Origin of the sequence: Mucilaginibacter straminoryzae, assembly GCF_022953055.1 — a bacterium.
GTDB classification, from domain to species: Bacteria; Bacteroidota; Bacteroidia; order Sphingobacteriales; family Sphingobacteriaceae; genus Mucilaginibacter; species Mucilaginibacter straminoryzae.
In genome coordinates this window covers 316,181-338,879 of the sequence record NZ_JALJEJ010000001.1, presented here as the reverse complement: position 1 = coordinate 338,879, position 22,699 = coordinate 316,181, and the positions used below count along the sequence as shown (strand labels likewise).

20 protein-coding genes are annotated in these 22,699 nt (G+C 46.0%); 5 read left to right on the top strand and 15 right to left on the bottom strand.

The features are described from left to right. Window positions 1-307 precede the first annotated feature (307 nt). Genes MUY27_RS01585 through MUY27_RS01570 form a run of 4 tightly spaced genes read right to left on the bottom strand, consistent with a single transcriptional unit; the run spans window position 308 to window position 4,745 of the window. Entirely contained in the window at window positions 308-1,507 is a 1,200-nt protein-coding gene (locus MUY27_RS01585) for a homoserine dehydrogenase (RefSeq protein WP_245128212.1), read from the bottom strand. A 13-nt stretch (window positions 1,508-1,520) separates the two neighbouring features. Next, entirely contained in the window at window positions 1,521-3,212 is a 1,692-nt protein-coding gene (locus MUY27_RS01580; RefSeq protein WP_245128211.1) for a protein-disulfide reductase DsbD family protein, read from the bottom strand. Between the two features lie 34 nt (window positions 3,213-3,246). Then, complete coding sequence (locus MUY27_RS01575; RefSeq protein ID WP_245128210.1) at window positions 3,247-3,693, bottom strand: protein-disulfide reductase DsbD domain-containing protein; 447 nt, start codon at window positions 3,691-3,693, stop codon at window positions 3,247-3,249. Between the two features lie 29 nt (window positions 3,694-3,722). After that, entirely contained in the window at window positions 3,723-4,745 is a 1,023-nt protein-coding gene (locus MUY27_RS01570; protein WP_245128209.1) for a PLP-dependent cysteine synthase family protein, read from the bottom strand. Window positions 4,746-4,944: 199 nt separating this feature from the next. On the opposite strand from MUY27_RS01570, the gene MUY27_RS01565 reads away from it, so the two are divergent. Beyond that, the gene (locus tag MUY27_RS01565) at window positions 4,945-5,412 is read left to right on the top strand and encodes an Lrp/AsnC family transcriptional regulator (RefSeq protein ID WP_245128208.1); all 468 of its coding nucleotides are present in this window, start codon (window positions 4,945-4,947) and stop codon (window positions 5,410-5,412) included. 209 nt (window positions 5,413-5,621) lie between these two features. Here MUY27_RS01565 and MUY27_RS01560 read toward each other — a convergent pair whose 3' ends face one another. Further along, window positions 5,622-7,562: a sigma 54-interacting response regulator gene (locus MUY27_RS01560; protein WP_245128207.1), complete on the bottom strand. Its 1,941-nt coding sequence runs from the start codon at window positions 7,560-7,562 to the stop codon at window positions 5,622-5,624. Between the two features lie 435 nt (window positions 7,563-7,997). Here MUY27_RS01560 and MUY27_RS01555 point away from each other — a divergent pair, with 435 nt between their 5' ends. Beyond that, window positions 7,998-8,315 carry a phosphoribosylpyrophosphate synthetase gene (locus MUY27_RS01555; RefSeq protein ID WP_245128206.1) on the top strand — a complete coding sequence of 106 codons (318 nt, stop codon included), beginning with the start codon at window positions 7,998-8,000 and terminating at the stop codon, window positions 8,313-8,315. Window positions 8,316-8,368: 53 nt separating this feature from the next. On the opposite strand, the gene MUY27_RS01550 is transcribed toward MUY27_RS01555, so the two are convergent. The 7 genes from MUY27_RS01550 to MUY27_RS01520 are packed head-to-tail and all read right to left on the bottom strand — an operon-like array spanning window position 8,369 to window position 14,721. After that, complete coding sequence (locus tag MUY27_RS01550) at window positions 8,369-9,040, bottom strand: YoaK family protein (RefSeq protein WP_245128205.1); 672 nt, start codon at window positions 9,038-9,040, stop codon at window positions 8,369-8,371. Between the two features lie 4 nt (window positions 9,041-9,044). After that, entirely contained in the window at window positions 9,045-9,518 is a 474-nt protein-coding gene (locus MUY27_RS01545; protein WP_245128204.1) for a Dps family protein, read from the bottom strand. Between the two features lie 11 nt (window positions 9,519-9,529). After that, the gene (locus MUY27_RS01540) at window positions 9,530-9,973 is read right to left on the bottom strand and encodes a DoxX family protein (protein WP_245128203.1); all 444 of its coding nucleotides are present in this window, start codon (window positions 9,971-9,973) and stop codon (window positions 9,530-9,532) included. An 11-nt stretch (window positions 9,974-9,984) separates the two neighbouring features. Continuing rightward, on the bottom strand, window positions 9,985-11,907 hold the full coding sequence (locus MUY27_RS01535; protein ID WP_245128202.1) for an amidohydrolase: 1,923 nt from the start codon (window positions 11,905-11,907) through the stop codon (window positions 9,985-9,987). Window positions 11,908-11,918: 11 nt separating this feature from the next. Next, window positions 11,919-12,650, bottom strand: a complete 732-nt coding sequence (locus MUY27_RS01530) for a M17 family peptidase N-terminal domain-containing protein (protein WP_245128201.1) — start codon at window positions 12,648-12,650, stop codon at window positions 11,919-11,921. A 19-nt stretch (window positions 12,651-12,669) separates the two neighbouring features. Continuing rightward, complete coding sequence (locus tag MUY27_RS01525) at window positions 12,670-14,070, bottom strand: alginate export family protein (protein WP_245128200.1); 1,401 nt, start codon at window positions 14,068-14,070, stop codon at window positions 12,670-12,672. 18 nt (window positions 14,071-14,088) lie between these two features. Beyond that, a complete protein-coding gene (locus tag MUY27_RS01520) occupies window positions 14,089-14,721 on the bottom strand; it encodes a hydrolase (protein ID WP_245128199.1) in 633 nt (210 codons plus the stop codon). A gap of 832 nt (window positions 14,722-15,553) precedes the next feature. Here MUY27_RS01520 and MUY27_RS01515 point away from each other — a divergent pair. From MUY27_RS01515 to MUY27_RS01505, 3 genes are all read left to right on the top strand, one after another. Next, window positions 15,554-17,599 carry a sigma-54 interaction domain-containing protein gene (locus MUY27_RS01515; RefSeq protein WP_245128198.1) on the top strand — a complete coding sequence of 682 codons (2,046 nt, stop codon included), beginning with the start codon at window positions 15,554-15,556 and terminating at the stop codon, window positions 17,597-17,599. Between the two features lie 147 nt (window positions 17,600-17,746). Next, a complete protein-coding gene (locus MUY27_RS01510) occupies window positions 17,747-18,526 on the top strand; it encodes an alpha/beta hydrolase (RefSeq protein WP_245128197.1) in 780 nt (259 codons plus the stop codon). Window positions 18,527-18,645: 119 nt separating this feature from the next. After that, window positions 18,646-20,889, top strand: coding sequence for a tetratricopeptide repeat-containing sensor histidine kinase (locus tag MUY27_RS01505; RefSeq protein WP_245128196.1), 2,244 nt, complete (start codon window positions 18,646-18,648; stop codon window positions 20,887-20,889). A gap of 6 nt (window positions 20,890-20,895) precedes the next feature. Here MUY27_RS01505 and MUY27_RS01500 read toward each other — a convergent pair whose 3' ends face one another. The 3 genes from MUY27_RS01500 to MUY27_RS01490 are packed head-to-tail and all read right to left on the bottom strand — an operon-like array spanning window position 20,896 to window position 22,699. After that, window positions 20,896-21,165: a UBP-type zinc finger domain-containing protein gene (locus tag MUY27_RS01500; RefSeq protein WP_245128195.1), complete on the bottom strand. Its 270-nt coding sequence runs from the start codon at window positions 21,163-21,165 to the stop codon at window positions 20,896-20,898. A gap of 12 nt (window positions 21,166-21,177) precedes the next feature. Continuing rightward, a complete protein-coding gene (locus MUY27_RS01495) occupies window positions 21,178-22,422 on the bottom strand; it encodes an NAD(P)/FAD-dependent oxidoreductase (protein WP_245128194.1) in 1,245 nt (414 codons plus the stop codon). Between the two features lie 43 nt (window positions 22,423-22,465). Further along, complete coding sequence (locus MUY27_RS01490) at window positions 22,466-22,699, bottom strand: DUF2630 family protein (RefSeq protein ID WP_245128193.1); 234 nt, start codon at window positions 22,697-22,699, stop codon at window positions 22,466-22,468.

Here is a 22,699-nt window from a genome sequence, read left to right as displayed (position 1 = left end):
CAACATCAACTTTATTGTTCGACACAAAAGTCGAAAATATTTTTAATCCCGCAAATGTCTTTTGTCAGAATAATGTTAACATCAAAAAAGCGGATGAGTTTTTATGAGAACACAAAGCAACAGGCCCTCTGAAGAGAGTTCAAAGGAAGACTGAAAAGTTTATAATGAAGATAGACTTGATTTAGGGAAAGATACTCAGGCAACCTGCTTCAGGAGGACACCTGAGTGAATTAATTAAACTAAACTAATAACTGACATAAGGTATAATGACAAGAACAACTGAAGACTTTTTATTGACAAGGGATATTTAGGTTAAAACGGAGGCTTCACAGAGGAAGACATCAGGTGTAAGTAGTTTTTCACGGTTAGCGATCAGTTTTTCAAGGGAGATCAGGCCCATTACGTATTTGAATTTACGGTTGTTGAACCGTTCTATAATTTCATCGAACTGAAGCGCCTCTACCAGCTGCTCATGCTCATACCTGAGATAGATGCATATCTGCTGATCTGTTTTCAGGGTGAGGTGCTGCTTCAGGGTATGGTATTTCTTGTATTCGTAACGGTAATCATAACGCAGCGCCGCGATGTCTGAAAGCACGGCTGAGCCTGTTGGGTGGCCTCCTGCTCCTTTACCGTAGAAGAACTGCCGGTCTGCAAAGGCCGCCTGGATCACTACGCCGTTATATTCATTTTCTACCTGGTACAATGGTTCTTCGGCAGTAACAAATGCAGGCATCACAAACAAACTAATAGCATGTTGCTCTGCCGGGATAGCGCGGGCTACCAGCTTAATACGCACGCCTTTTTCCGTCGAGAAGCGGATATCATCTGCAGATAAATATTGAATACCATAGTTAAAGATCTGCGCCGGGTCTACAATTAAACCGTAGGCATGGGCGGCTATGATGCTCAGCTTAAATTTCGGGTCGTACCCGCCCACATCCAGCAACGGGTCTGTCTCGGCAAAGCCCAGGTCTTGCGCCTGCTTCAGTGCCGCATGGTAGGTCATCTGTTCCTGGTATATCTTGGAAAGGATATAGTTGGAAGATCCGTTTACAATGCCCCTGATCTCGTGCAACAACTCGTTATCATAATATTCTTCCAGGTTACGGATAATAGGGATACTGGCACAGGCCGCGCCTTCATACAGAAAAGATTTACCGGTTTCTTCTGCCAGGCTGATCAGCTCTGGCAAATGTTCGGCTATTAATTTTTTATTGGCAGAAACTACCGACTTGCCCGCTAACAGCGACCGCTTAACCAGCTCATAAGCTGCGTCGGCATCATTAATCAGCTCTACAACGGTATCAATTTCCGGGTCGTTAATGATCTCATCCGGATTGGTTGTAAATAATTCGGCAGAAAGTGTCCGCTGCTTTTCAGGATGTTTAATACCAATCTTTTTGATGCTCAGGTTTAAGTTCTTGCTGCTGATAATATCCAGCAGGCCCTGCCCTACAACACCAAATCCGAAAAGGCCTAACGTTAATTTCTTTGGAAGATGCATGCTTATACTTTATCTATTTGGCTTTGCTTTTAAAAGCTGTTAACCCGCTGTTTAAATACTTCAGATAGCTTTGCGCATCGTAATCCGCACCTTGCGGCTCTGCCAAAGGCTGCTCTGTTGATGGATCCATCAGTACATAGAACGGTTGTGAGTTACTGTTAAAGCGCGATGCCTGGATGTCGCTGTTTAACGCGCCAATGGTCCTCACCAGTTTACCGCTGAACTTAGAAGTATATTGTTCAGCTGCAGGCAGCTCTGTTTTGTCGTCTACATACAGCTGGATCAACACATACTCGTCGCGGATTACCGGCAGCACGGCTTTATCTGTCCACACATTGGCTTCCATTTTCCGGCAGTTTACGCAAGCATGCCCGGTAAAATCTATCATCACCGGTTTGTGCATCGCACGTGCGTAAGCCAAACCCTGCTGATAATCAAAGAATGGGTTCTGGCCTGCAGGCTTATCAAACAGCTTGGCATATTTACGGGTGACGGTATCTGTTTGCGTTGCTGTACTTGCAGAAGAACCGGATAACGAAGCAGTATACAGGTCGAAATCCTGCGTGGCCTGCGGCGGTAAAAAGGCGCTGATGCTTTTCAGCGGCGCTCCCCACAAACCGGGGATCATATAAGTGGTAAATGATAACACGATTATAGCCAGGAATAAACGAGGTACCGATATATAAGGCAGTTCACTATCGTGGCTGAACCTTAGCTTACCCAATAGATAGAAGCCCATCAGCGCAAATATCACGATCCATAGTACCAGGAAAACTTCCCTGTCAAACCAGTGCCAGTGATAAGCCAGGTCTACATTGCTCAGGAATTTAAGCGCTAAAGCCAGTTCAAGGAAACCTAAAACTACTTTCACGCTGTTTAACCAGCCGCCAGATTTAGGCATGGCCTGTAGCAGCGAAGGGAAGGTGGCAAACAGCGTAAATGGAATGGCCAGCGCAAGAGAAAAACCGAACATGCCGACCGCCGGGCCAAGTAAGGCGCCGCTAACGGCAGCCTGTACTAATAATGTACCGATAATGGGCCCTGTACAGCTGAATGAAACCAGCGACAGGGTAGCGGCCATAAAGAAGATGCCTGCAAAGCCGCTCTTGTCAGACTTTTCATCCATCTTGTTTACCCAGCTATTAGGTAAGGTGATCTCAAACGCACCCAGGAAAGATGCCGCAAAAACAACCAGCAACAAGAAGAACGCCATGTTGAAAACACCGTTAGTTGCCAGGCTGTTCAAGGCATCTGCGCCGAATACAATGGTAATCAGCAAGCCCAGTACCACGTAAATAGCAATAATGCTTAGGCCGTAAAATATGGCGGTGCGTATCGCCTTAGATTTAGATTGTGCTTTCTTGGTAAAATAGCTTACCGTTAAAGGCAGCATCGGGAAGATGCAGGGCATAAAAAGCGCCGCCAAACCGCCCAGAAAACCTGCGCCGAAAATAGCCCACAACGTTTGTTTTGCCTGGTGGCTATTTTGCTTATCCGAAACTTTCTGCTCTGCCTTGTTAACCTTTGCAGCAACATTTGTTGCCCTGCCGCTACTGCTATCTGTTGTCCCGGTGGTCTGTTGCGCAGCAGGGGCAGGTGAAAATTCTATGCCCGAAGTTGAAACGGTATCTTGTATAACGGCTGCCTTTGCAAATACAGCAAACAGCATTACACAAAGGGCAATCAGCACAAATCTTTTTTGCATCGGTTAATTGGGAAGGCGGTTTTGGGTCACTTAATTATTTAACAGGGATACTGAATTCTACATCATCCGGTGGCAGGCATTGCTTGTCGTTACAAGTCATGTATTCGAGCGTTCCTTTTACGGTTGCAGCACCTTTTTTCAGTTTCACTTTTTGCTGAAAGATCACTTCTTTTTCGAAATAGCTCACCGGCATATTAAATGCTTTCTCAAACTTGGTGATCGGCTTTGGCTCTGCTGTTTTTCCTATTAAGGTATATTCTGCAGATGCCGGAAAAGTAAAGGTTGTTTTTACCGGGCCGCCTTCGCCAACATTTTGCGAATAAAGGTGCCAGCCCTCGTCTACCGTTGCCTTGAAGAATACAACAGCCTCGGTGGCGTTTAATTTCTTAGCTGCATAGCTCCATTTAACCGGATGTAAAATCTGCGCCTGTAGTGAAACCGAGAAGCAGGCCAGCACAATAAGGAAGAATAATTTTTTCATGTGTATATTTTTAAAAAGGGTATTTTCTGTTACTGAATAAACGGTTTTGGCAAACGGCTGATCGGTTTAAAACCTTCGAATTTCAGGTGTGCGCCTAAATAATCCTCTTTCAACGGTTCTTCCTGTACTAACGCTGTACTCAGGTATTTCTTATTACTGTCGCAAAGTAAGGTAACAACAGTAGCATCAGGCCCCATTTGCATGCTTAACTTAATTGCACCGATGATGTTAGCACCAGAAGATATACCCACTGCCAGGCCAAGTTCGCGGGCGAGTTTCTGAGCCACGATAATCGCATCGCCATCGTTAGCCTGAATTACCTCGTCCAGTTCGTCCAGTTTCACAATTGAGGGAATAAACTCATCTGAAATACCCTGGATCCGGTGCGAACCTACTTTATAACCGGTAGTTAATGTTGGTGATTCTGCAGGTTCCAGCGGGTGGATCTTAATTTTTGGGTTCAACGAACGTAAGTAGCAGCCTACTCCCATCACGGTACCGCCTGTACCTACCCCTGCAACAAACGCATCAGGAATAATGCCCATAGCCGCCAGTTGCCGCCAGATCTCTCTGCCAGTAGTGCGTTCGTGCGCTTCGCAGTTGTACTGGTTCTCAAACTGGCGTGGTAAAAATACACCGCCTTTTGCTGCCATCTCTTCGCTGATGCGGATACTGCCCTGGAAACCGCCTTCTTCTTTGCTTACCGAAATTACTTCGGCACCAAGGCTGCGGATGATATCGATGCGTTCACGGCTCAGCCAGTTCGGCATAATGATCTTAACATCATGCCCCAGCGCTTTACCAATGGCCGAGAATGCAATACCGGTATTGCCGGATGTCGCCTCGACAATGGTGTCACTTGGGGAAATTTTGCCGGATAAATAGGCCTGGTGAAGAATGTACAACGCCATCCTGTCTTTCACGCTACCCGTAAGGTTATAATGCTCGCACTTGGCATAAACCTTTCCGGTTGTACCCTTATAATTATAGTTAATTTCCACCATCGGGGTGTTGCCCACCAAGTGCCATAACTCCGCAAACTTATCATTCATTTGCGTTTCAGGTGCGAGAGAAGAACTACTTACCATTGCCTTAATTTTTTTGATAAAATTGGCAGATAACAGGTTTAAATTCAATGGTTAGCCCTATAATCCGTAATTATTCCGAAAAAACCCTATTATTCTTTCCATAATTTCGGATATTTGAATAAAAACGATCTGTTTTCCCTGAAATTTTTCGAAACGTATTCCAATGTCGCTACAAGAGCTTGACCCAACTGATCTGCAAATTTTAAAGCTGCTTCAGAAAAACGCTTCACTTACCAATAAAGAAATAGCAGCTGCTTTGTACAAGTCTATCGCTACCATTCATGAGCGGGTAAGGCGGTTGAAAGAGCAAGGCTACATTTTACGAACCGTAGCCATTCTGGACAGAAAAAAAATCGACAAGAGTTTACTAGCCTTTAGCCAGGTATTACTTAACGACCATACAGCCCTAACGTTGAAGCAGTTTGAAGAAGAGGTGTCTAAATTTCCCGAGGTAATGGAATGTTTCCAGATGACGGGCACTTTTGATTTCATCCTGCGTATTGCCACCAGGGATATGGAAGAATACCATCACTTCTACCGTAATAAGCTGGCAACGTTACCCAATATCACCACCGTGCAAAGCTTCTTTGTACTTTCAGAAACGAAAAGCGAAACGGCATATCCGCTTTAGATAGAAATATATCCCAGGTGCCATAGTAGAAAAAAGGTGAAGATTTCTGCTATTATCATCCTGACTTAAAAGTCAGCAAACCTATGGCCGGGGTGGTAAATGCGGCGAATGCGGCAGACGTGGCGAACTGGTTTTTGCCAGCCAGGCAGTAAGAAAGGGGGTTAGAGCCTGTAGTAAAATAAAAGTGCCAGGCTATTACCAGACACCTGCTATTTCACAAATTCATACTTGATCCCAAGCTTTTTGATCTTCGAATTGAGCGTAGTTGAAGGGATGTTCAGCAGTTCGGCAGCACCACCGGGGCCAAAAACTTTTCCTTTGCAAAGCGTCAGTATCGCCAGGATATGATCGCGCTCCATTTCTTCCATGGTTTTGATCCGGAAGTTGTTATCCTCCATACCTGCGACAGCACCCCTGATAACTGGTATTTCGATTTGCTCGATCAATTCCCCTGTAGCCATTAAGAGACTACGCTCGATCAGGTGTTCCAGTTCCCGAACATTCCCGGGCCAATCGTAATTCATTAATGTTTCCAGCGCATCCGCAGAAAAGCCGGTTACCGGCCGTTGGTTCTTCTTCACTAATTTTTGAAGAAAGTAGTTAGCGAGAAGCGGGATGTCTTCTTTCCGCTGCCTTAAGGTTGGTAGTTCAATCGGGAATACGTTCAGGCGGTAATACAGATCCAGGCGGAAACGTCCCTCGGCTACTTCTTTCTCCAGGTTACGGTTGGTTGCCGCAATAATCCTGACGTTGATCTTCTTTACACCGTTACCGCCCAGCTTCTCCACTTCTTTCTCCTGTAAAACACGTAGCAGCTTCACCTGCGAGTCGAGGGGCAGTTCACCAATTTCATCCAGGAAGATGGTACCGCCATCCGCCTGTTCAAATTTCCCCACACGTTTTTCGGTCGCACCGGTAAAAGCCCCTTTTTCATGCCCGAATAGTTCAGACTCAATCAGGGTCAAGGGTAGCGCCGCACAGTTAACAGTCACCAACGGCTTATTTTTTCTGGGCGAAAGCTTGTGGATAGTCGCAGCAATCCGTTCTTTACCTGTACCGCTCTCGCCCAATACCAGCACTGAAGTATCATCCGGGGCAACGATCTCAATTTTCCGGAATACCGCTTTGAGTAACGGGCTTTGCCCTACAATGCCATGAAAATCGCTAACAGCAGCTTCACCGGAAACTAACGGTGTAATCGGGCGGCGGTCTTTCACTACCTTAACTTCTTCATCCTTTTTCAAGACGATTTCGTCAACGATCGCAGCAAACACCTGCTGATTTTTATTCAAGATGTCTATCTGCAACTGGTTATAGCTGTCAGCTCCCTTACTGAAAAATTGAAAAGCATAGGTATACCGGTCCGAAGCCGAGACATTAAAAATCAGGGTAGACTGGTATTGATAATGATCGCTTAAAGCCTTGATCCAAAGGCTATCCATTTTAAGGCGGCGGAAATCGAAATTGTTGTAAAAATGGTTTCCGCTTTCGTTCAAATTGTTCTTGGCCGAGCGGTAATCGCGCAACGATATGCCTGTATCTTCCAATAATTCGCTTACCGGGTAAGCCTTAAATATGTTGAGCGAATTTTTGATCAGGTACAAACTGAAGCTATCAAACGATTGATCTTTACGGGTGATGGCAAGGCAATCAAACGGAATAAATGATTGAAGTACCTGCGCTACCTGCTTCAGCTTTTCATCTCTTTGTTCCGCTTTCTGGGCAATCAGTCCCACCTGGTCTGCCAGAGAAATTTCCTGCGGCTTCACCAATTTTTGCCCCTGCTCGTGCCTGTACTGGGCAATATCCAACATTACCAACAGGTCTTTCTCCCTGAAGGGCTTCACCAGGAAGCCATACGGTTCGGTTGCTTTTGCTGCCTCGAGGATGGCCTGGTTAGTATTTGCCGAGATATAAATGAAAGGAATATTCATCTCCCTCAACTGCCCGGCAAGATCGATCCCGGTTTTGGCGCCCTGCAGAAAAATATCCAGCAATACCCAATTCGGGTTCTTGGCCTTGATCAGGTCTAAAGCTTTGGCTACAGAAGGCGCAATTCCACAAACCTTGTAGCCCGCCTTTTCCAGCATTATCCGAAGATCGTTGGCAACAATAAATTCATCCTCAACAATTAAAATACTCTCTTTCATCTTTTTTATTACGCCAGGCAGAGCCGAACGATTATAAGTACAAATTACAAATTGCAGCCTTTAATGTAACCGGCTATAGATTATTAAAAATTGCCGGTTAAGCTGCCTCCGCATAAATTTAAGTTTCAGGAAAATTCAGGCGGATTAATATTAAAGGTATGTCTGTTAGTTACAGAGTAGTCATACAATATCAATACCAGTATTTAAATAATTGATAAACAAAACATTACATCAATTATCAACCAACATCCTTTACGATATTTCGCCAATTTACCTATCCTGTAACGCCATGGCTTCAGTTACCCGGTTTTTATCGTAAATGAACGAATAATCGTAACCTGATATTCTTTAAACCATACTTAAATCACTGTATCACTGCGATTTGGTGTTTGGATCAGATTTAGCACCGGTATTCAGAACTCAAATTTTAAGATCATGAACACTGTTTACGACACTTTATCTGAAGCCATAACAGACCTTACCGCCAAAGGCTACCAGTACAATTTCAACCTCAACCCCGAAAGCATTTATTGCAGCGAACTTAACCTAAGCCTATCCCCCGGCGATTTCCATGTGGATGGCGTGTTCCGCTTCGAAGGGGCAACCGATCCCGAAGACAACGAGATCCTTTATGCTATCAGTTCTGACGAAGGTGTGAAAGGTTTATTAGTTGATGCCTTTGGCACCTATGCAACTGCGCTAAACGCTGATATGATCGCAAAGTTAACCATAGATCGTACTACCAAATATTAATGTATGAAAGGGAAAGCCACTATACGCGCTTTCCCTTTTTTATTTCTTCCTATTTAAGCATTCGCTGCCCTTTTTGAAAGTAGGTAACAACCCAATAAAACAAACCCGGGCAGCACTAAAACGTGCAACCCAACATATTTTGCCAGCACAGCCCCGGCAATACAGCCACCCAGAAAACCAAATATGGTAGCGCCGCTTTTTTTAAGGCTGGCCAAACCAAGGGTATCTGTAAAGGCAGAAGTAATTACCGCGCCCAGATCTAAAGAGGCCTGGGTGACGTTGCCCGTCATCATGGTGGTGGGGCCAAAGGTTTCTTTAGCATAAAGCTTCCCGAACGCATTCTGCAAGCCCATCGCTGCTACAGTGATCATGGCTACTAAATGCTTACCCCAGGGAAAATCCCAGTAAAAGGCAATCAATGCGGCCAAACCTCCCGCCAGTAGCAGCATCAAACCTTCGGTAAACAACAGGTTGTAACGCTTTTCCGGATCCTTGCCAAGCCTTCCGCCAACAATCACGGATAGTACAAACACCGGAAAAGTGAGCAGCTTTATCCATGCCGTAGCATCTGTGTGTTTAACAATCTGGTACGCAAACAGAATAAAGTTACCGGTTACATGTGCAGAAAATACCGCATCTGCCGCAACAAAAGTAACGGTATCACAATAACCCGCCACGGCGCTCAGCAAAATAGAGATATACCAGATGTTCTTCGAGCTTTCCATATGGTTAACGTAGGTGCGCGCGGAGCATCCAGGCCATTTTTTCGTGAGTTTCCATCAGCCCGGTTACGAAATCGCTGGTACCGGCATCTTTCAACTCATTGGCAAAGTAGTTCACTTGTTCGCGCAGTTTCATAATGATACTCTCATGGTCGTTCAGCAGTTCGGTTACAAAGCCGGTACCGTCGTTCTTCTCATGCAGTACTTCAGAAAGGTGGGTCAGCTCTAAAAAGCTTTTTAAAGTTGCAGGTGCATAGTGGCCAAGTGACCTGATCCGTTCGGCAACGCTATCCATAATCTCGTCCAGTTGCTCGTACTGGCTTTCGAAGAACAGGTGCTTGCTATGAAAATCAGGCCCTTCTACGTTCCAGTGTGCGTTACGTGTTTTAGCGTAAAGTACAAATTCATCAGCCAGGATGTGGTTAAGCGCATGTGCAACTGCTTTCAGGTTCTCTGCAGTTATTCCGATTTTAGGTTCCATAAGTACTATAATTAAAGTGTGAAAAATTGATTGAGTAAATAATGATCGATTGAAACAGTTCCCGGCCCAATAATAAGCAGAAACAGGAAACAAAGGGTATACATATAGGGTACATCCCTTACCTCGACAGAATCATGCCGGTGTACCACAAAATACCCGATACTGGTAACGCCCATTACGGGTAGCAGGATCAGCCGTGTGGCTACCCCCAGCATCAGCAGAAAGGGCACTACGGTATCTGAAAACGTGGCGATCAACCCGTTAAGCTTATCTGGCAGACCGAGCGGATTAGGCACATGTTCGCGCTGCCCGTTCTCTACTTTAAACTTCTTCAGGCCGTGAACTCTAAACAGTTCAAAACCGATGAACACCCTGAAAAAAAGCAGCGCCCAGTTATTGATCCGGCTGCCGGCATCTGAAAACAGCAGGAGGTGAATAATTTGATTGATAGTCATGATTTCTACTGTTAAAATGCAAAGCAGGAGCAGCCGAGCGCGCCCCAAAATGTGGTGTAATTATTTACAGGTACATTGCTCATTCGCGCCGAATTATGGTCGTGCCCATGCACATGGCAACTGCCTATACATTGGTGAATGGCATTGGCCACCTGCAATTGCTGTAGCGCCGAATTATGCTTTTGAGCTACCGCCTTTGCCTGCCTCGACTGCGCATCGGCCAGGAAGCCGGATCCCGGATAGTAACCATTGTAAATTTTGCTAGGCGACCAATCCGGCAGGATAGGAATAGTTGGTGGGGCGAAAGTCGAAAAATCGCCTTTGGCATACACAATCTTGCCGCCTACTATGGTCAGCTCAGCTTCGATGCTTTTGATCTCTTCATCCGTTACGTGGAAGTAATCCTTGTCTAACACCGTCAGGTCGGCCAGCATATCAGCCTTGATCATCCCCTTCTTTTGCTGTTCGCTACTGAACCAGGCGCTGCCTTTGGTGTATAGTTCGAGCGCTGTTTCGCGGCTTAGCCTTGTCTGTTCATTATAAAGCTGTAAACCGCCTACCGTTTTCCCGGCCGTAAGCCAGTACATAGACACCCAGGGATTATAGCTGCTTACGCGGGTAGCATCAGATCCGCCGCCAACGGGAACACCTTCAGCAATCATTTTCTTCACTGGAGGGGTGTTCAAAGCTGCTTCGGTACCATACCGTTCGGTAAAGTATTCGCCCTGGTAAGCCATCCGGCTTTGAATAGCAATCCCGCCGCCTAAAGCTTTTACACGTTCTATATTGCGTTCGTCAATCGTTTCCGCATGGTCGAATATCCAATGCAGTCCGTCGAAAGGTATGTCCCGGTTTACCTTCTCGAACACATTTAGGAAACGGCCAATGCTTTCGTTGTAGGTTGCGTGCAAGCGGAACGGCCAGCGGTTTTCTACCAACAGGCGCACCACCCGCTCCAGCTCTGCTTCCATGTTCTCGTGCAGATCTGGCCGGGGTTGCAGAAAGTCTTCAAAATCAGCGGCTGAGAAAACCAGCATTTCGCCTGCGCCGTTATGCCTGTACATGTCATCTCCCTGGTGTACCTTAACCGTCTTTGTCCAGTTATCAAAATCTTCAAACTCCTGCTTTGGGCGTTGGGTAAACAGGTTATAGGCAATACGTAGCGTAAGCTGTCCGGCCTCATGCAGGTCATTCACCACTTTATAATCGTCCGGGAAATTCTGGAAACCACCGCCTGCGTCTATCACACTGGTAATACCAAATCGGTTCAATTCATGCATAAAATGCCGAGTAGAATTTACCTGGTGTTCGTAGGAAAGCTTGGGCCCTTTAGCCAGGGTAGAGTACAGGATCATGGCATTAGGCGTGGCAATGATTAAACCCGTTGGCTCGCCATTGCTATCGCGCTCAATATGGCCACCCGGAGGCGCAGGCGTATCCTTGGTATACCCTACGGCACGTAGTGCGGCACGGTTCATCAAAGCGCGGTCATACAGATGGAGGATGAATACCGGCGTGTCTGGGGCAATCGTGTTAATCTCGTCCAGTGTCGGCATGCGGCGCTCGGCAAACTGGAACTCGCTCCAGCCGCCCACTACCCGTACCCATTGCGGCGAGGGCGTACGGTCAACCTGTTCTTTTAACATTCGCAGGGCATCTGCCAAAGAGGGCACACCGTCCCAGCGCAGTTCCAAATTATAATTCAGCCCTCCGCGGATCAAATGCGTATGCGAATCATTAATGCCTGGCACTACACGCTTTTGCTTTAGGTCTATCACCTGCGTTTCATCCCCTGCATATTGATTGATAATGGCAGCATCATCGCCTATCGCGATAAACTTTCCGTCTGCAATGGCAACTGCTGTAGCCGCCGGTAGATCTGGGTCTACCGTATGGATCTTCCCATTATACAGTATGGTGTCTGCGTATCTCATAACCGCGCCGTTTATTTTCTTGATTTGATATAGGCTTCTATTGCTTCGCCGGAAACCGTAAAGAAAGCCGGACCGGCCAATAGCGTTACCTTTTTAACTTTAGGTGCAGGCGCCATGCCTTTCTGGTGCAGGTACAGATCAGTTTCGTAAGCCTCCATAGCACCTTTAACTACATTTTGCGCCACGGGACCGGTAGGCGAATCTATACCAGCATCTTTAAGATCGCTGGCGTGCGAATAGCTGTCCACTCCTAAACGTAAAGCTTCGCGCATACCAATTCGGCCAATATCGGTCATCAGGTCAGCAGAGAATTTAGTGCGGTCGCCAAGGCCGATCAATAAAAGTTTTTTCGCAGGGATGGTACCCGGAGCCGGGGTAATTAAAAGCGTTTCATAAGCATGGCCTGCAAACTTTCCGCTCTTACGCAGATCGGTAATCAGCCCGCGCAGGGCTTTATCTACGTGTACCATGCCGTTCAGGTTTTCAGGTAAAGCTGTTGGCGAGGTCAGGTCGCCTTCGGTATATTCAAACAGACATACTACTTGTAAAGGCGTAGCCTGCCCTGATGGGCTTTGCACCTTACCCGCTATACTTACGCCATCTATACTGCCGAATACTTTAGTGGTACCCAGCGGTGTCTGGGCGTATGATAAGCTTACAAAAGCGGTAAAAACAAGGGTATTGAAAATACGGCGAATAAACGAACCGGTATTCACGGCTTTAAAAAGTGGGGTTGGTTTCATAATTGTAACTATTTATAGGTTAAAATTTAAATGCTATACGGGTATTAATGAATAATCCATCATGGGGATTAGGAATTACATCGTGCACGAACGAGCCTGTACTGAAATACTGGATTCCCTGGTTCAGGCTTAAAAAACTATTGATCTGCCAAACGGCGCTCAGTAGATAGGCGGTCCCGATATACCTTTTTCGGGAGGTTTCTCCCGGCATATTAAAGGTTCCGCTTGGGCGGTACACACCATCATTCAGCGAGTAGCGCCAGTTGAAAACCACATCGCCCTGTACGGTAACTTGTTTACCGGCTTTGATGGTGGCATAAGGATGTATATCGATGAGGTTAACCGGACCAATCTGCGGATTGAATCCAAAATATCCTCCTTTAGGATAAATAGGATTGAAGGTCTCCAGGCGGTTATCGCCCGGATTTGCATCACCGGAAATATAATCGTGCCGCAGGTTGATAGATGGCTTTAGCGGTGCGTTTTCAAAAAAGTATCCAATATCGGCGGAACCCGTCCACGCACTGATGCGACCAGTGCCAAACGTACCGAACTGGTAAGCCCCTTCCAGGTTGTAAATAAAGCCTCCGCCATAACGCCAGAACCTTCCACCGATGGTATGCCTGGTCTCTTTTGCCGCCCCTGCTTCAAATACCGAAGTATCGCGACGGATGCCGACATAATAAAAATCGATGTTGCCGCTACGGGGGATAATCAGTGTACCGTAACCGCCCCACAGATTAGCCTGCTTGCTGGGTTTATTATCAAAAGCACCGGGATTGACGGTGTCGGCCATCATCACAAAGGCATCCAACCGCAGGTTCTGCTTTACCAGCATTGCCTTCGCACCGGTGAAATACAACCTGGCGTTTGGTCCTTCTCTTACGGAGATCAGCCGGCCGCTACCATAATCTAACTCCTGCCGTCCTAAACGGAAGGTCAGGCTGGTTTTTGCCTCTTTAACGGCTACAACGTCTGCAAACAGGTTCTGAATGTTCAGCTTATCCTCATCAATAGGACGCGGCCCCGTCTTCCGGCCATTTTCGAGTGCGCTTCGGATTTGGCCGAAAACACGGAAACGGTTTCCAAAATGAACGTCGGTATGCAGGTCGTAGCGTTGGAGCAGGAAGTTGTTGTGCCCGATACCCATGCGCCCCCAATCTTCGTTGTTGAACGCAACAAACTCTGCCCTTGCTTCGCCGCCGAATGAGGCATATATATTACCATCCGGCGAGAGCGGCACAAACTTAAATTGCCGGTACCAGTTGCGCGATGAATCTTTCAGATAGCTGTAATCCTCATCAAACCGCATCAGCTTAAATGGCTGTGCGTAAGCATTGCTTAAACAAAGCAACAGCCCGGTGATGAGCAGGACAACACCGGCACTAGTTGGCTTTTTGAGTATCCTTGGGGAACACATCAGAATAGCAGTTGCTTCTTAGTGATTTAACATATGGTGTGCGTAGTGGATACCTACGCCGTATGCGCCGCCGTATTTTTTCATCAGGTCGGTTACGGCTACATAAGTCTCTTGTCTTGCCCAGTCGCGCTGAAGTTCCAGCAGGTATTGAACTGCAGTGATTGGCTTAACACCGGTATGCACCATGCGCTGGATTGCTCTTTCATGCGCTTCGGGACTAACGTCGCCGCAGGCATCTGTGATTACGTATACTTCGTAATGCTCGCTCAGGGCAGAAAGCGCCGGACCAACAATACATACGCCGGTCCATAACCCAGCTAACACTAATTTCTTTTTGCCGGTACCGGTAATGGCCTTGTAAGCAGCTTCATCCTCCCAGGTATTCATGGTTGTACGGTCGATATAATTGGAAGTAGCCTGTGGATAAAACTCTTCAATCTCTGGAAATACCGGTCCGCTGAAGCTTTCTTCCGCTACGGTAGTTACAATGGTGCTTACATTAAAAATTTTAGAAGCGCCGCAGATAATGGCAGTATTGGTACGCAGTGCGCTGATGTCGATGCTTTTTGTAGCAAAAGCCATCTGGCCTTCAAAGTCGATCAGTACAAGTGCGTGGTTTTCGGGTGTCAGTAAGTCTGGAGATGGTTTCATGATTAAAAGTTTTTGTTTGAACACCACCTTTCCAACCAAATGCCAACAACACAAACTATTGTATTACAGTTACTTAAAAACAAAGACCTTAAATTACCACTAATGATATATCGTTAATTCACGATAAATACTTGTTTTCACTTCAGCGATTAACCCATCGCTTTCTTTTTCGGCGAAACTTTATCGCAATGACGTCATTTAAACTCATAAACCCGTCTGGTATAAGGGGATACACTTATTCATAAAATAACGAAATATCGCAGGCTGGCCAGCGCACAACCAGTATTAACTAATTAAAAATCAGTGCTTTAATTCACTGGCACATCCATGGCAAGTTATTCGGCAATGAAATAACATTTAAACCTCCTAACATTTATCATGAAAAAGCTAAACATCACAAGTATCAAGTACCTCTTATTACAAGGTTATACAGTTGTCTATCAAGTTCTTTCAATCATTTACCGTTAGCGTAGTATACCCTTCTATTTGCATTACAAACTCTTCATCCGGTTGCCTCGATCACAACTATTTGTGCTTTACATGCAGCATTCTTAATTTCGCGCTGATACCCCGAAAGTCAATTGTTGTTTTTTTAATTTTAAATTAATTGACTATTTTCCCGTTAAATTACTTTTCGCAGCTGTATCATGTTGTTTTACAGGAGCTTGCTTCGAAACAATATTCACTGTGATTTTTTTAACTACATCTACTTAATTATTTGATTATGATTGTGCCGTTGCCGACCACTTCAGCTCATTCTACCCGACGCCTCGCTGATTTCCATGAGATCGCGAATGGTTTAAACAAACACGAATCGGATCCCTTTGTACCGATGTTTGAACTGTTTAAGTCTATCTTAAAAATTCTGCATCCGCTATTTTCTATCGATTGCGGTGTATTAACCGTTTACGATAGCAAAGTAACTACCATTAGCCGGGCTTATGTTTCCGCATTCGATCCCGCTTCGGAAGAAATTTGCGAGCAAATAGTTGCTGTACAAACAGCTTTAACACCTTTTCAAAAAGAGGTAGCCGGGTTTACCTTCCCGGTGTTGAAGAGCAAAGACGAATGGGTAGCAGAACTGGGAGAAAACCATCACGTAACCGGCCAGACAGGCGAATACCAATACCATTGCTATATCCCGCTCGAATTTAATAACCAGGTACTGGGTACTTTTGAACTGCATAATCTAAGCTATCCGCTCAGTACAGAATGTTTATCTTTCTGTAGCAGCCTTGCAGACATTCTTACAGATCTTTTGCATAAAGAACATTGCGGCCTGTTTTCAGCAACAGATTTACCACATTTGAAAGAGATTTCTGCCTCAGCCCATGCAGAAGCAAGGCAACAGACAGCTACAGACCTTCTTCCTAACAAACTGCTGGAAAAATTGACCGCGGTAGCTTCAAGGGATGAACTATCACAACCTCTTGCAGAAGTAGCAGAGCTGTTTAAAGCGGAAAGTGTTATTGTACTACGAAAGGATGCCGAAGAAAACCTGGTTCATCCTTACATCATCATAGATGTGAACGGGGAGAGAGAACAACTGCTAAGCGAAAAATTCAGCGCAGAAGAAACCCTGTTTAAAGAAATTGATAACGCTGCAGGTAAAGGCTTGTTGTTGGATTCAGGCGATGCCAAAGGAACGTTGATCAGCAAGCTTGGAGCAAATAAATTAAATCGGCATGGGGTTGCTGCAACAGCGCTCAAACATCAGGACGAGGTAATAGGGTATCTTATTGTATGCTTAAAAGACTCAAAAATACTTTCGGATGAATTGTTGCATCTGTTACAACGACTGGGCATCTTCGTTTCTGCGGCGATCAACAACCTTGCCGTGACAGAAAAATCAGCCCTTCAGCAACAGTTGATAAAGGAATACGAAAATAAGCTGAGCGCGACCCAAGACCTGAGAGTTGAATCAAAAGATTTTAGTGATATCATTGGCAGGGGTAAACACATGCAACGGGTGATTGCCTTGATGGAACAGGTGGCTTCGACAGATTCAACCGTGCTGATCACCGGCGAAACCGGGACAGGGAAAGAAGTTGTCGCCCGTGGAATTCATCAGGCGTCTAAGCGGTCAAATCAGCCGATGATTAAAATTAATTGTGCTGCTATCCCACCCAACCTGATCGAAAGTGAACTTTTTGGGCACGAAAAAGGTGCCTTTACCGGGGCGACCGAACGCAGGGAAGGGAAATTTGAACTGGCTGATAAAGGGACATTGTTCCTTGACGAGATAGGCGAACTACCGTTAGATATGCAAGTGAAGCTGCTGCGGGCCTTACAGGAGAAAGAGATTGAACGGGTTGGCGGTAAAACCGTCATCAAAGTAGATGTTCGGATAATCGCAGCTACTAACCGCGATTTGGCTGCCGAGGTAGAGGCGGGCCGTTTCCGCCGGGATCTTTTTTACCGTTTAAACGTCTTCCCAATCTGGCTTCCTCCATTACGTTCCCGCAAAGAAGACATCCCTGCGCTTGCCGCTCATTTCCTTTTCCGTTATGCGCAGAAATCGGGCAGGCAGGTCACCGGCTTTAGCCAGCGTGCGCTGCAACAGATGAACAGCTATGAGTGGCCGGGCAACGTGCGCGAAATGGAGCATACCATAGAGCGGTTGGTTTTGCTGGCTACCAAAAATCAGATCACGGAGTTAGGCATTGCCCCTAAAGAAAAACGGATAGTAAATAAAGACGGTGTTGCACAAAAAGTTAAAACGATAGACGAAAACGAGCGCGACCATATCTTTGCCGTGCTGCAGTTATGCAGCGGCCGCATTAGCGGCGAGCAGGGCGCAGCCAAACTGCTGGGCGTTCCGGCCACTACGCTCAACTCAAAAATTAAACGGCTTGGTCTTAGTAAGAAACATTTTTAAAAAGTGTAAATCAGGTAGTCACTTATCGTAAAATGGCGGTATAGCGTGATCTCAAGATATTAATATTGATATTATCAACCTGATTATCAATATATTAAATAATGGCCCATCAATAGCATCTGTTTTCGAAACCAAAACAGACTAAAGATGAAAACACAAACTAAATTTAAAGCAGCATTGGCTGCAACTGCGTCAGCTATTTTATCAATGATTGCTCCGGCAGCTTCCCAGGCACAACCTGCGGCACAAAAAAAAAACATTGTGATTGTGCATGGCGCCTTTGCGGATGCCTCTGGCTGGGAAGCCGTTTATAAGATCCTGGTGAAGGATGGTTACAAGGTAACTTTAGTGCAAAACCCAACCAGTTCGCTGCAGGATGATGTGACTGCAACCAATGACGCGCTGGACCGGCAGGATAATGATGCCGTATTAGTTGGCCATTCATGGGGAGGCACAGTAATTACCCAGGCAGGCAACCATCCGAAAGTGAAAAGCCTGGTTTATGTAGCCGCGTTTATTCCGGACGAAGGGGAATCTACCCTGTCACTTGTAGAAAATGTAAAACCCGCCCCTAAAGGCATCTTACCTCCGGATGCTAAAGGCAATGTTTACCTGGGCAAAGACACTTTTTTAGAAACCTTTGCAAGCGGGCAAACTAAAGAAAAGGCAGATTTTATGTATGATTCGCAGATCCCGCTTACAGTTAAAGCATTTACAGATAAGGTAACACAGGCGGCATGGAAGAACAAACCTGTTTACGCCGTTAAACCGTCGAATGATGAAACCATTAACATGGGCCTGGAAGATACGATGTATAAACGCGCAAAAGCTAAAGTGACAGACATAAAAGGCGGGCATACGTTATTTATGACCCAGCCTAAAGCAGTTGCAGCAGTAATTGAAGCAGCCGCAAACGCAGGCGAATAATTAGATATCGCCGCAACGATTATATAGGCTCTTCTCTCTTTTTGGGAGAAGAGTTATTTACATTTGATGACGCCATAGCCGGTTAACGCCTTAACTGATTTTTAAAAAATAGAAAGAACATGACCCTTCGCAATTTGTCCGCCAGGCTAATTTTGTTGCTGTTGCTTGCGCCTGCAACTACCCTTGCCAACAGGCACGATCAGATTCCGGACCTGAGAAAGAAGATAAAGGCGGCAACTTCTGATCAGGAGAAACTCGACCTGAACCTGCGCTTAGGGGAACAGTACCTGACCAAACCCGGTGAGTTAAAGAACGACTTGGACAGCGCCATGTACTTTCAAAACTTGGCACTGCAATTAAGCAAAAGCACCGGCGACGAAAGTATGCAGGCAAAAGCCATATTGCTTAAAGGCAGGATACAATTAGAAGCCGGCGACCGCGCAAAGGCTTCAGCATCAGTTAAGGAAGCGCTTGATTTCTCCATTAAAAGAAAGCTGAAGTATGATGAAGCGAAAGCTTACGAAACCCAACTGCAATTCTTTGACAATGAGAACGAGGGTTTGAAGGCCAAGATGGCGCTCGAAAAAAAGGCTATTGCCTTATTTCATGAAATAGGCGCTGTTGAGGAAGAAGCTACCGGGCTGAAGTTTTTGGGAGATTATGATCATATGCTTGGAAAGGGCGAAGAAGCGCTTAGTTATTTGCAACAAGCTATGGCCCTTTATCAAAAAATCCACTTCAGGGAAATGCAGGGGGTTTATAACCTCATCAGTAACGTGTATATGCAGATGGGGAATTATCCGCTATCGATACGATACGGGTTTATGGCTGCCAAAAATGCCGAGGAATTGGGTGATTATAGCCTGCAGCTTAGTTCTATTTACAACCACCTGGCCATGACCTATTATTTCCTGAAGCAGGATAAACAAGCGCTGGATACCTGGAACAAGGCCTTAGATGTGGCCCGGCGGTATAATGATCCAGGTTATATGCAAACCATCCTGGCCAACATGGCTACCTCTTACGTGCGGCTAAAGAAATATAATGAAGCCCTGAAGGCACTGGATGAGATCCGGCTGAAATACCCGCCGACTGAAATACAAATGAAATTGCGTGTGCCCTACATCTACTTTAACACCTATATGGAAATGGGCAAGCTGGATAAAGCCGCACCGATATTTAATACTTTGATGGATTATCACCAGAAACTGGCCGGAGACGACCCTAACCAAACCTACCTGTATACTGGTATTATCCGTTACCTGATTGCCACAAAACGGTATAAAGAGGTTTATCCGTATTTGCAAAAGTCGGTTGAGTTTGATGCCGGCAACAACCTGTTTTTATCACGCACGGAACTGCAATGGTACAAGGCAGACTCTGCCACCAATAACCTTGCATCGGCAATTAAGCACTACAAATTATATAAAACCTATTCGGACTCTGTTTTTAACGCGGATAAGGCCAATCAGATATCTTACCTGCAAATTCAGTTCGAAACAGCACAAAAGGACAAGAACATCCTACTGCTGAAACAGAAGAACGGACTTCAGGCAGAAACTATCAAAAAAGACGGCACCATTAAGGCAATTGTTGCGGCATGTGCCTTCCTGCTGTTTGTGCTGCTTGCGGTTATTTACAATCGCTACAGGTTAAAGCAAAGAAGCCATGCCCAATTGCAACAGCAACAGCAGGAGATCAATAAGCAAAATGAGCTACTGCGCAAACTGCTTCAGGAGAAAGACTGGTTATTGAAAGAAATTCACCACCGGGTAAAGAATAATCTCCAGATTGTGATCAGTCTGTTAAATACGCAGTCTGCCTATATCAACAACCAGGATGCGATGGATGCTATCCAAAACAGCCAGCACCGCATGCATGCCATGTCGCTTATCCACCAGAAACTTTACCAGTCTGACAACCTGGCGACGATTGACCTAAGCTGGTATATCCAGGAACTGGTTTCTTATATGAAGGAGTGTTTCGAGGTGAACAATATTAATTTCAATGTAGTCGCAGAACCCCTTTGCCTGGATGTTGCGCAGGCTGTACCGCTCGGGCTGATCCTGAACGAATCTGTCACCAACTCCATCAAATATGCCTTTCCGCAGGGACGGAAAGGAACGGTTAGCATTATCCTCGAAGCCGTTGGAGATGGCCATTATACTTTAGTAATTTCGGATAACGGTACGGGGTTGCCGGCTGGTTTTGACGAATATGAAAACAGCTCGTTAGGCATGAACCTGATGCGCGGCCTCACAGACCAGTTAGAAGGTTCATTTGAACTGATCAACCAAAACGGACTGACGATTAAAATAACCTTCGAAGCCCGCAGTGCTATGGCAGTGCTGCAATCCGCCTGATGCGGATCAGCCCAGTTCTACCCAAACGTCATCCACAAAGCAATAAGCCCATGCTTCGCCCGGTTCTGCAGACGTAATTACCGGGTGTTGTTTGGCCGCGGCATGTTTAGAAGCATGCCTGTTAGGCGAAGAGTCGCAGCAGAGCACTACACCGCAGGTTTGGCATACGCGCAGGTGTACCCAGGTACTACCGGTTTTAACGCATTCTTCGCAATAATACTTATCCGCAGGTATTTCCTTGAAATCCTGCAAATGGCTACATAGTTGAACAGACATTTCCCTAATATCTTAATAATTTTCGTGCAGGTACCGGTGTACCAACGTTACAGCCATTGCACCTTCGCCAACGGCAGATGCTACCCTTTTTACCGAATTAAAACGAACGTCGCCCGCGGCAAAACAACCAGGAACGCTTGTTTCCAGAAACGCCGGTACAAAACTGTTTTTCCAGCGACTGTTAAACGGCGCTTTCATCAGATCGCCCCCGGTTACCAGATAGCCTGCTTCGTCACGTACGATAGCAGTATTTCTGGCCCAATTGGTGTTCGGTTTCCCGCCGATACATACAAAAACAAATTTGGTAATATAACCCGAGTTTAACCCGGTTAATGTATTAGTAACGGTTATTCCTTCGAGCGTTGTTTCGCCGTGCAATTCCGTAATGGCCGAGTTGTAAAGTACTTCTATCTTTTTCTTCTTTTGGATTCGCGTAAGCAGGTAATACGAAAGGGAGGATGCCAGATCATTACCGCGGACAACCATGGTTACCTTTCGCGCGTGTTTGCAAAAGTTCAATGCCGACTGCCCTGCGGAGTTGCCACCGCCAACCACAAATACGTGCTGGTTAGCACAAAGTAAAGCTTCGCTGGCACCCGCACCGTAATAGATTCCCAGGTTCAAAAAACGATTTTCGTCGGGCAGATCCAAACGTGTGTACTCTACTCCCGTGGCAGATATGTTCGACTTGGCGATCAACTTGTTCCCGCCCACCAGATCGACATGCAATTTACCGCCAATAAATTCGGCTTTCATGCTCCGGCGTACCAGCAAGATATCCACACCAAATTTAACCGCTTGCTGCCTGGCACGCTCCGCCAGTTCAGAACCAGAAATACCGTTGGGGAAGCCCAGGTAATTTTCAATCCGCGAACTGGTACCGGCCTGCCCGCCGATGGCTTCACGTTCTACCAATACCGTGCTTAACCCTTCTGAAGCAGCATATACGGCTGCACTCAAGCCAGCAGGACCGGCACCGAATATCGACACGTCGTATTCGGTATGTTTGGGTTCGGAGATCCAACCCAATTTGCAGGCAATATCCTCTACCGTTGGGTTAAAAAGCAATTGATGCTCGGGTAATGCCACTATGGGTAATTGGGCATCATCCGCTACCTGGCCGGGAAACAGTGGCTTCAAGGTGTCCAATGTTTCTACAGGTACCCAATCAAAATGCACCAGGCTTCTTTTCAAAAAATCCCTGATAATATAAGCCGACGACGAATCGTGTTTACCATAAACCGTTATCTTTTCCATAGTAATATTGTTTTGCCGGAACCCTGGTGAGAATTTTCGGCCCTTAGTTCTCGTAGTTGTCGATCGTGTCGATATCCCTCGCTTCTGCCTTATCGGGGTTTTGGTGCGCATCGCGCAAAGCACGGCGCTGCCTTAACAAATCCCAGCATTGGTCAAGTTCATGCTTAATGTGGTTTAACTTGGCAACATCTTCATCGCTCAGATCTGCCTTTCCCCAAAGCTTTTCTTCTTCAAGGGTGAGATTTTTAATGTGGTGTGAAATTTGAACGTCTTCCAT

Excerpts from the sequence above, each read along its gene's own strand:
- MUY27_RS01545 (WP_245128204.1), bottom strand. The coding sequence starts at position 9,518 with ATGGAACCTAAAATCGGAATAACTGCAGAGAACCTGAAAGCAGTTGCA.
- MUY27_RS01505 (WP_245128196.1), top strand. The coding sequence starts at position 18,646 with ATGACCCTTCGCAATTTGTCCGCCAGGCTAATTTTGTTGCTGTTGCTT.
- MUY27_RS01520 (WP_245128199.1), bottom strand. The coding sequence starts at position 14,721 with ATGAAACCATCTCCAGACTTACTGACACCCGAAAACCACGCACTTGTA.
- MUY27_RS01510 (WP_245128197.1), top strand. The coding sequence starts at position 17,747 with ATGAAAACACAAACTAAATTTAAAGCAGCATTGGCTGCAACTGCGTCA.
- MUY27_RS01550 (WP_245128205.1), bottom strand. The coding sequence starts at position 9,040 with ATGGAAAGCTCGAAGAACATCTGGTATATCTCTATTTTGCTGAGCGCC.
- MUY27_RS01575 (WP_245128210.1), bottom strand. The coding sequence starts at position 3,693 with ATGAAAAAATTATTCTTCCTTATTGTGCTGGCCTGCTTCTCGGTTTCA.
- MUY27_RS01525 (WP_245128200.1), bottom strand. The coding sequence starts at position 14,070 with ATGTGTTCCCCAAGGATACTCAAAAAGCCAACTAGTGCCGGTGTTGTC.
- MUY27_RS01515 (WP_245128198.1), top strand. The coding sequence starts at position 15,554 with ATGTTTGAACTGTTTAAGTCTATCTTAAAAATTCTGCATCCGCTATTT.
- MUY27_RS01540 (WP_245128203.1), bottom strand. The coding sequence starts at position 9,973 with ATGACTATCAATCAAATTATTCACCTCCTGCTGTTTTCAGATGCCGGC.
- MUY27_RS01500 (WP_245128195.1), bottom strand. The coding sequence starts at position 21,165 with ATGTCTGTTCAACTATGTAGCCATTTGCAGGATTTCAAGGAAATACCT.
- MUY27_RS01490 (WP_245128193.1), bottom strand. The coding sequence starts at position 22,699 with ATGGAAGACGTTCAAATTTCACACCACATTAAAAATCTCACCCTTGAA.
- MUY27_RS01560 (WP_245128207.1), bottom strand. The coding sequence starts at position 7,562 with ATGAAAGAGAGTATTTTAATTGTTGAGGATGAATTTATTGTTGCCAAC.
- MUY27_RS01530 (WP_245128201.1), bottom strand. The coding sequence starts at position 12,650 with ATGAAACCAACCCCACTTTTTAAAGCCGTGAATACCGGTTCGTTTATT.
- MUY27_RS01570 (WP_245128209.1), bottom strand. The coding sequence starts at position 4,745 with ATGAATGATAAGTTTGCGGAGTTATGGCACTTGGTGGGCAACACCCCG.
- MUY27_RS01585 (WP_245128212.1), bottom strand. The coding sequence starts at position 1,507 with ATGCATCTTCCAAAGAAATTAACGTTAGGCCTTTTCGGATTTGGTGTT.
- MUY27_RS01580 (WP_245128211.1), bottom strand. The coding sequence starts at position 3,212 with ATGCAAAAAAGATTTGTGCTGATTGCCCTTTGTGTAATGCTGTTTGCT.
- MUY27_RS01495 (WP_245128194.1), bottom strand. The coding sequence starts at position 22,422 with ATGGAAAAGATAACGGTTTATGGTAAACACGATTCGTCGTCGGCTTAT.
- MUY27_RS01565 (WP_245128208.1), top strand. The coding sequence starts at position 4,945 with ATGTCGCTACAAGAGCTTGACCCAACTGATCTGCAAATTTTAAAGCTG.
- MUY27_RS01555 (WP_245128206.1), top strand. The coding sequence starts at position 7,998 with ATGAACACTGTTTACGACACTTTATCTGAAGCCATAACAGACCTTACC.
- MUY27_RS01535 (WP_245128202.1), bottom strand. The coding sequence starts at position 11,907 with ATGAGATACGCAGACACCATACTGTATAATGGGAAGATCCATACGGTA.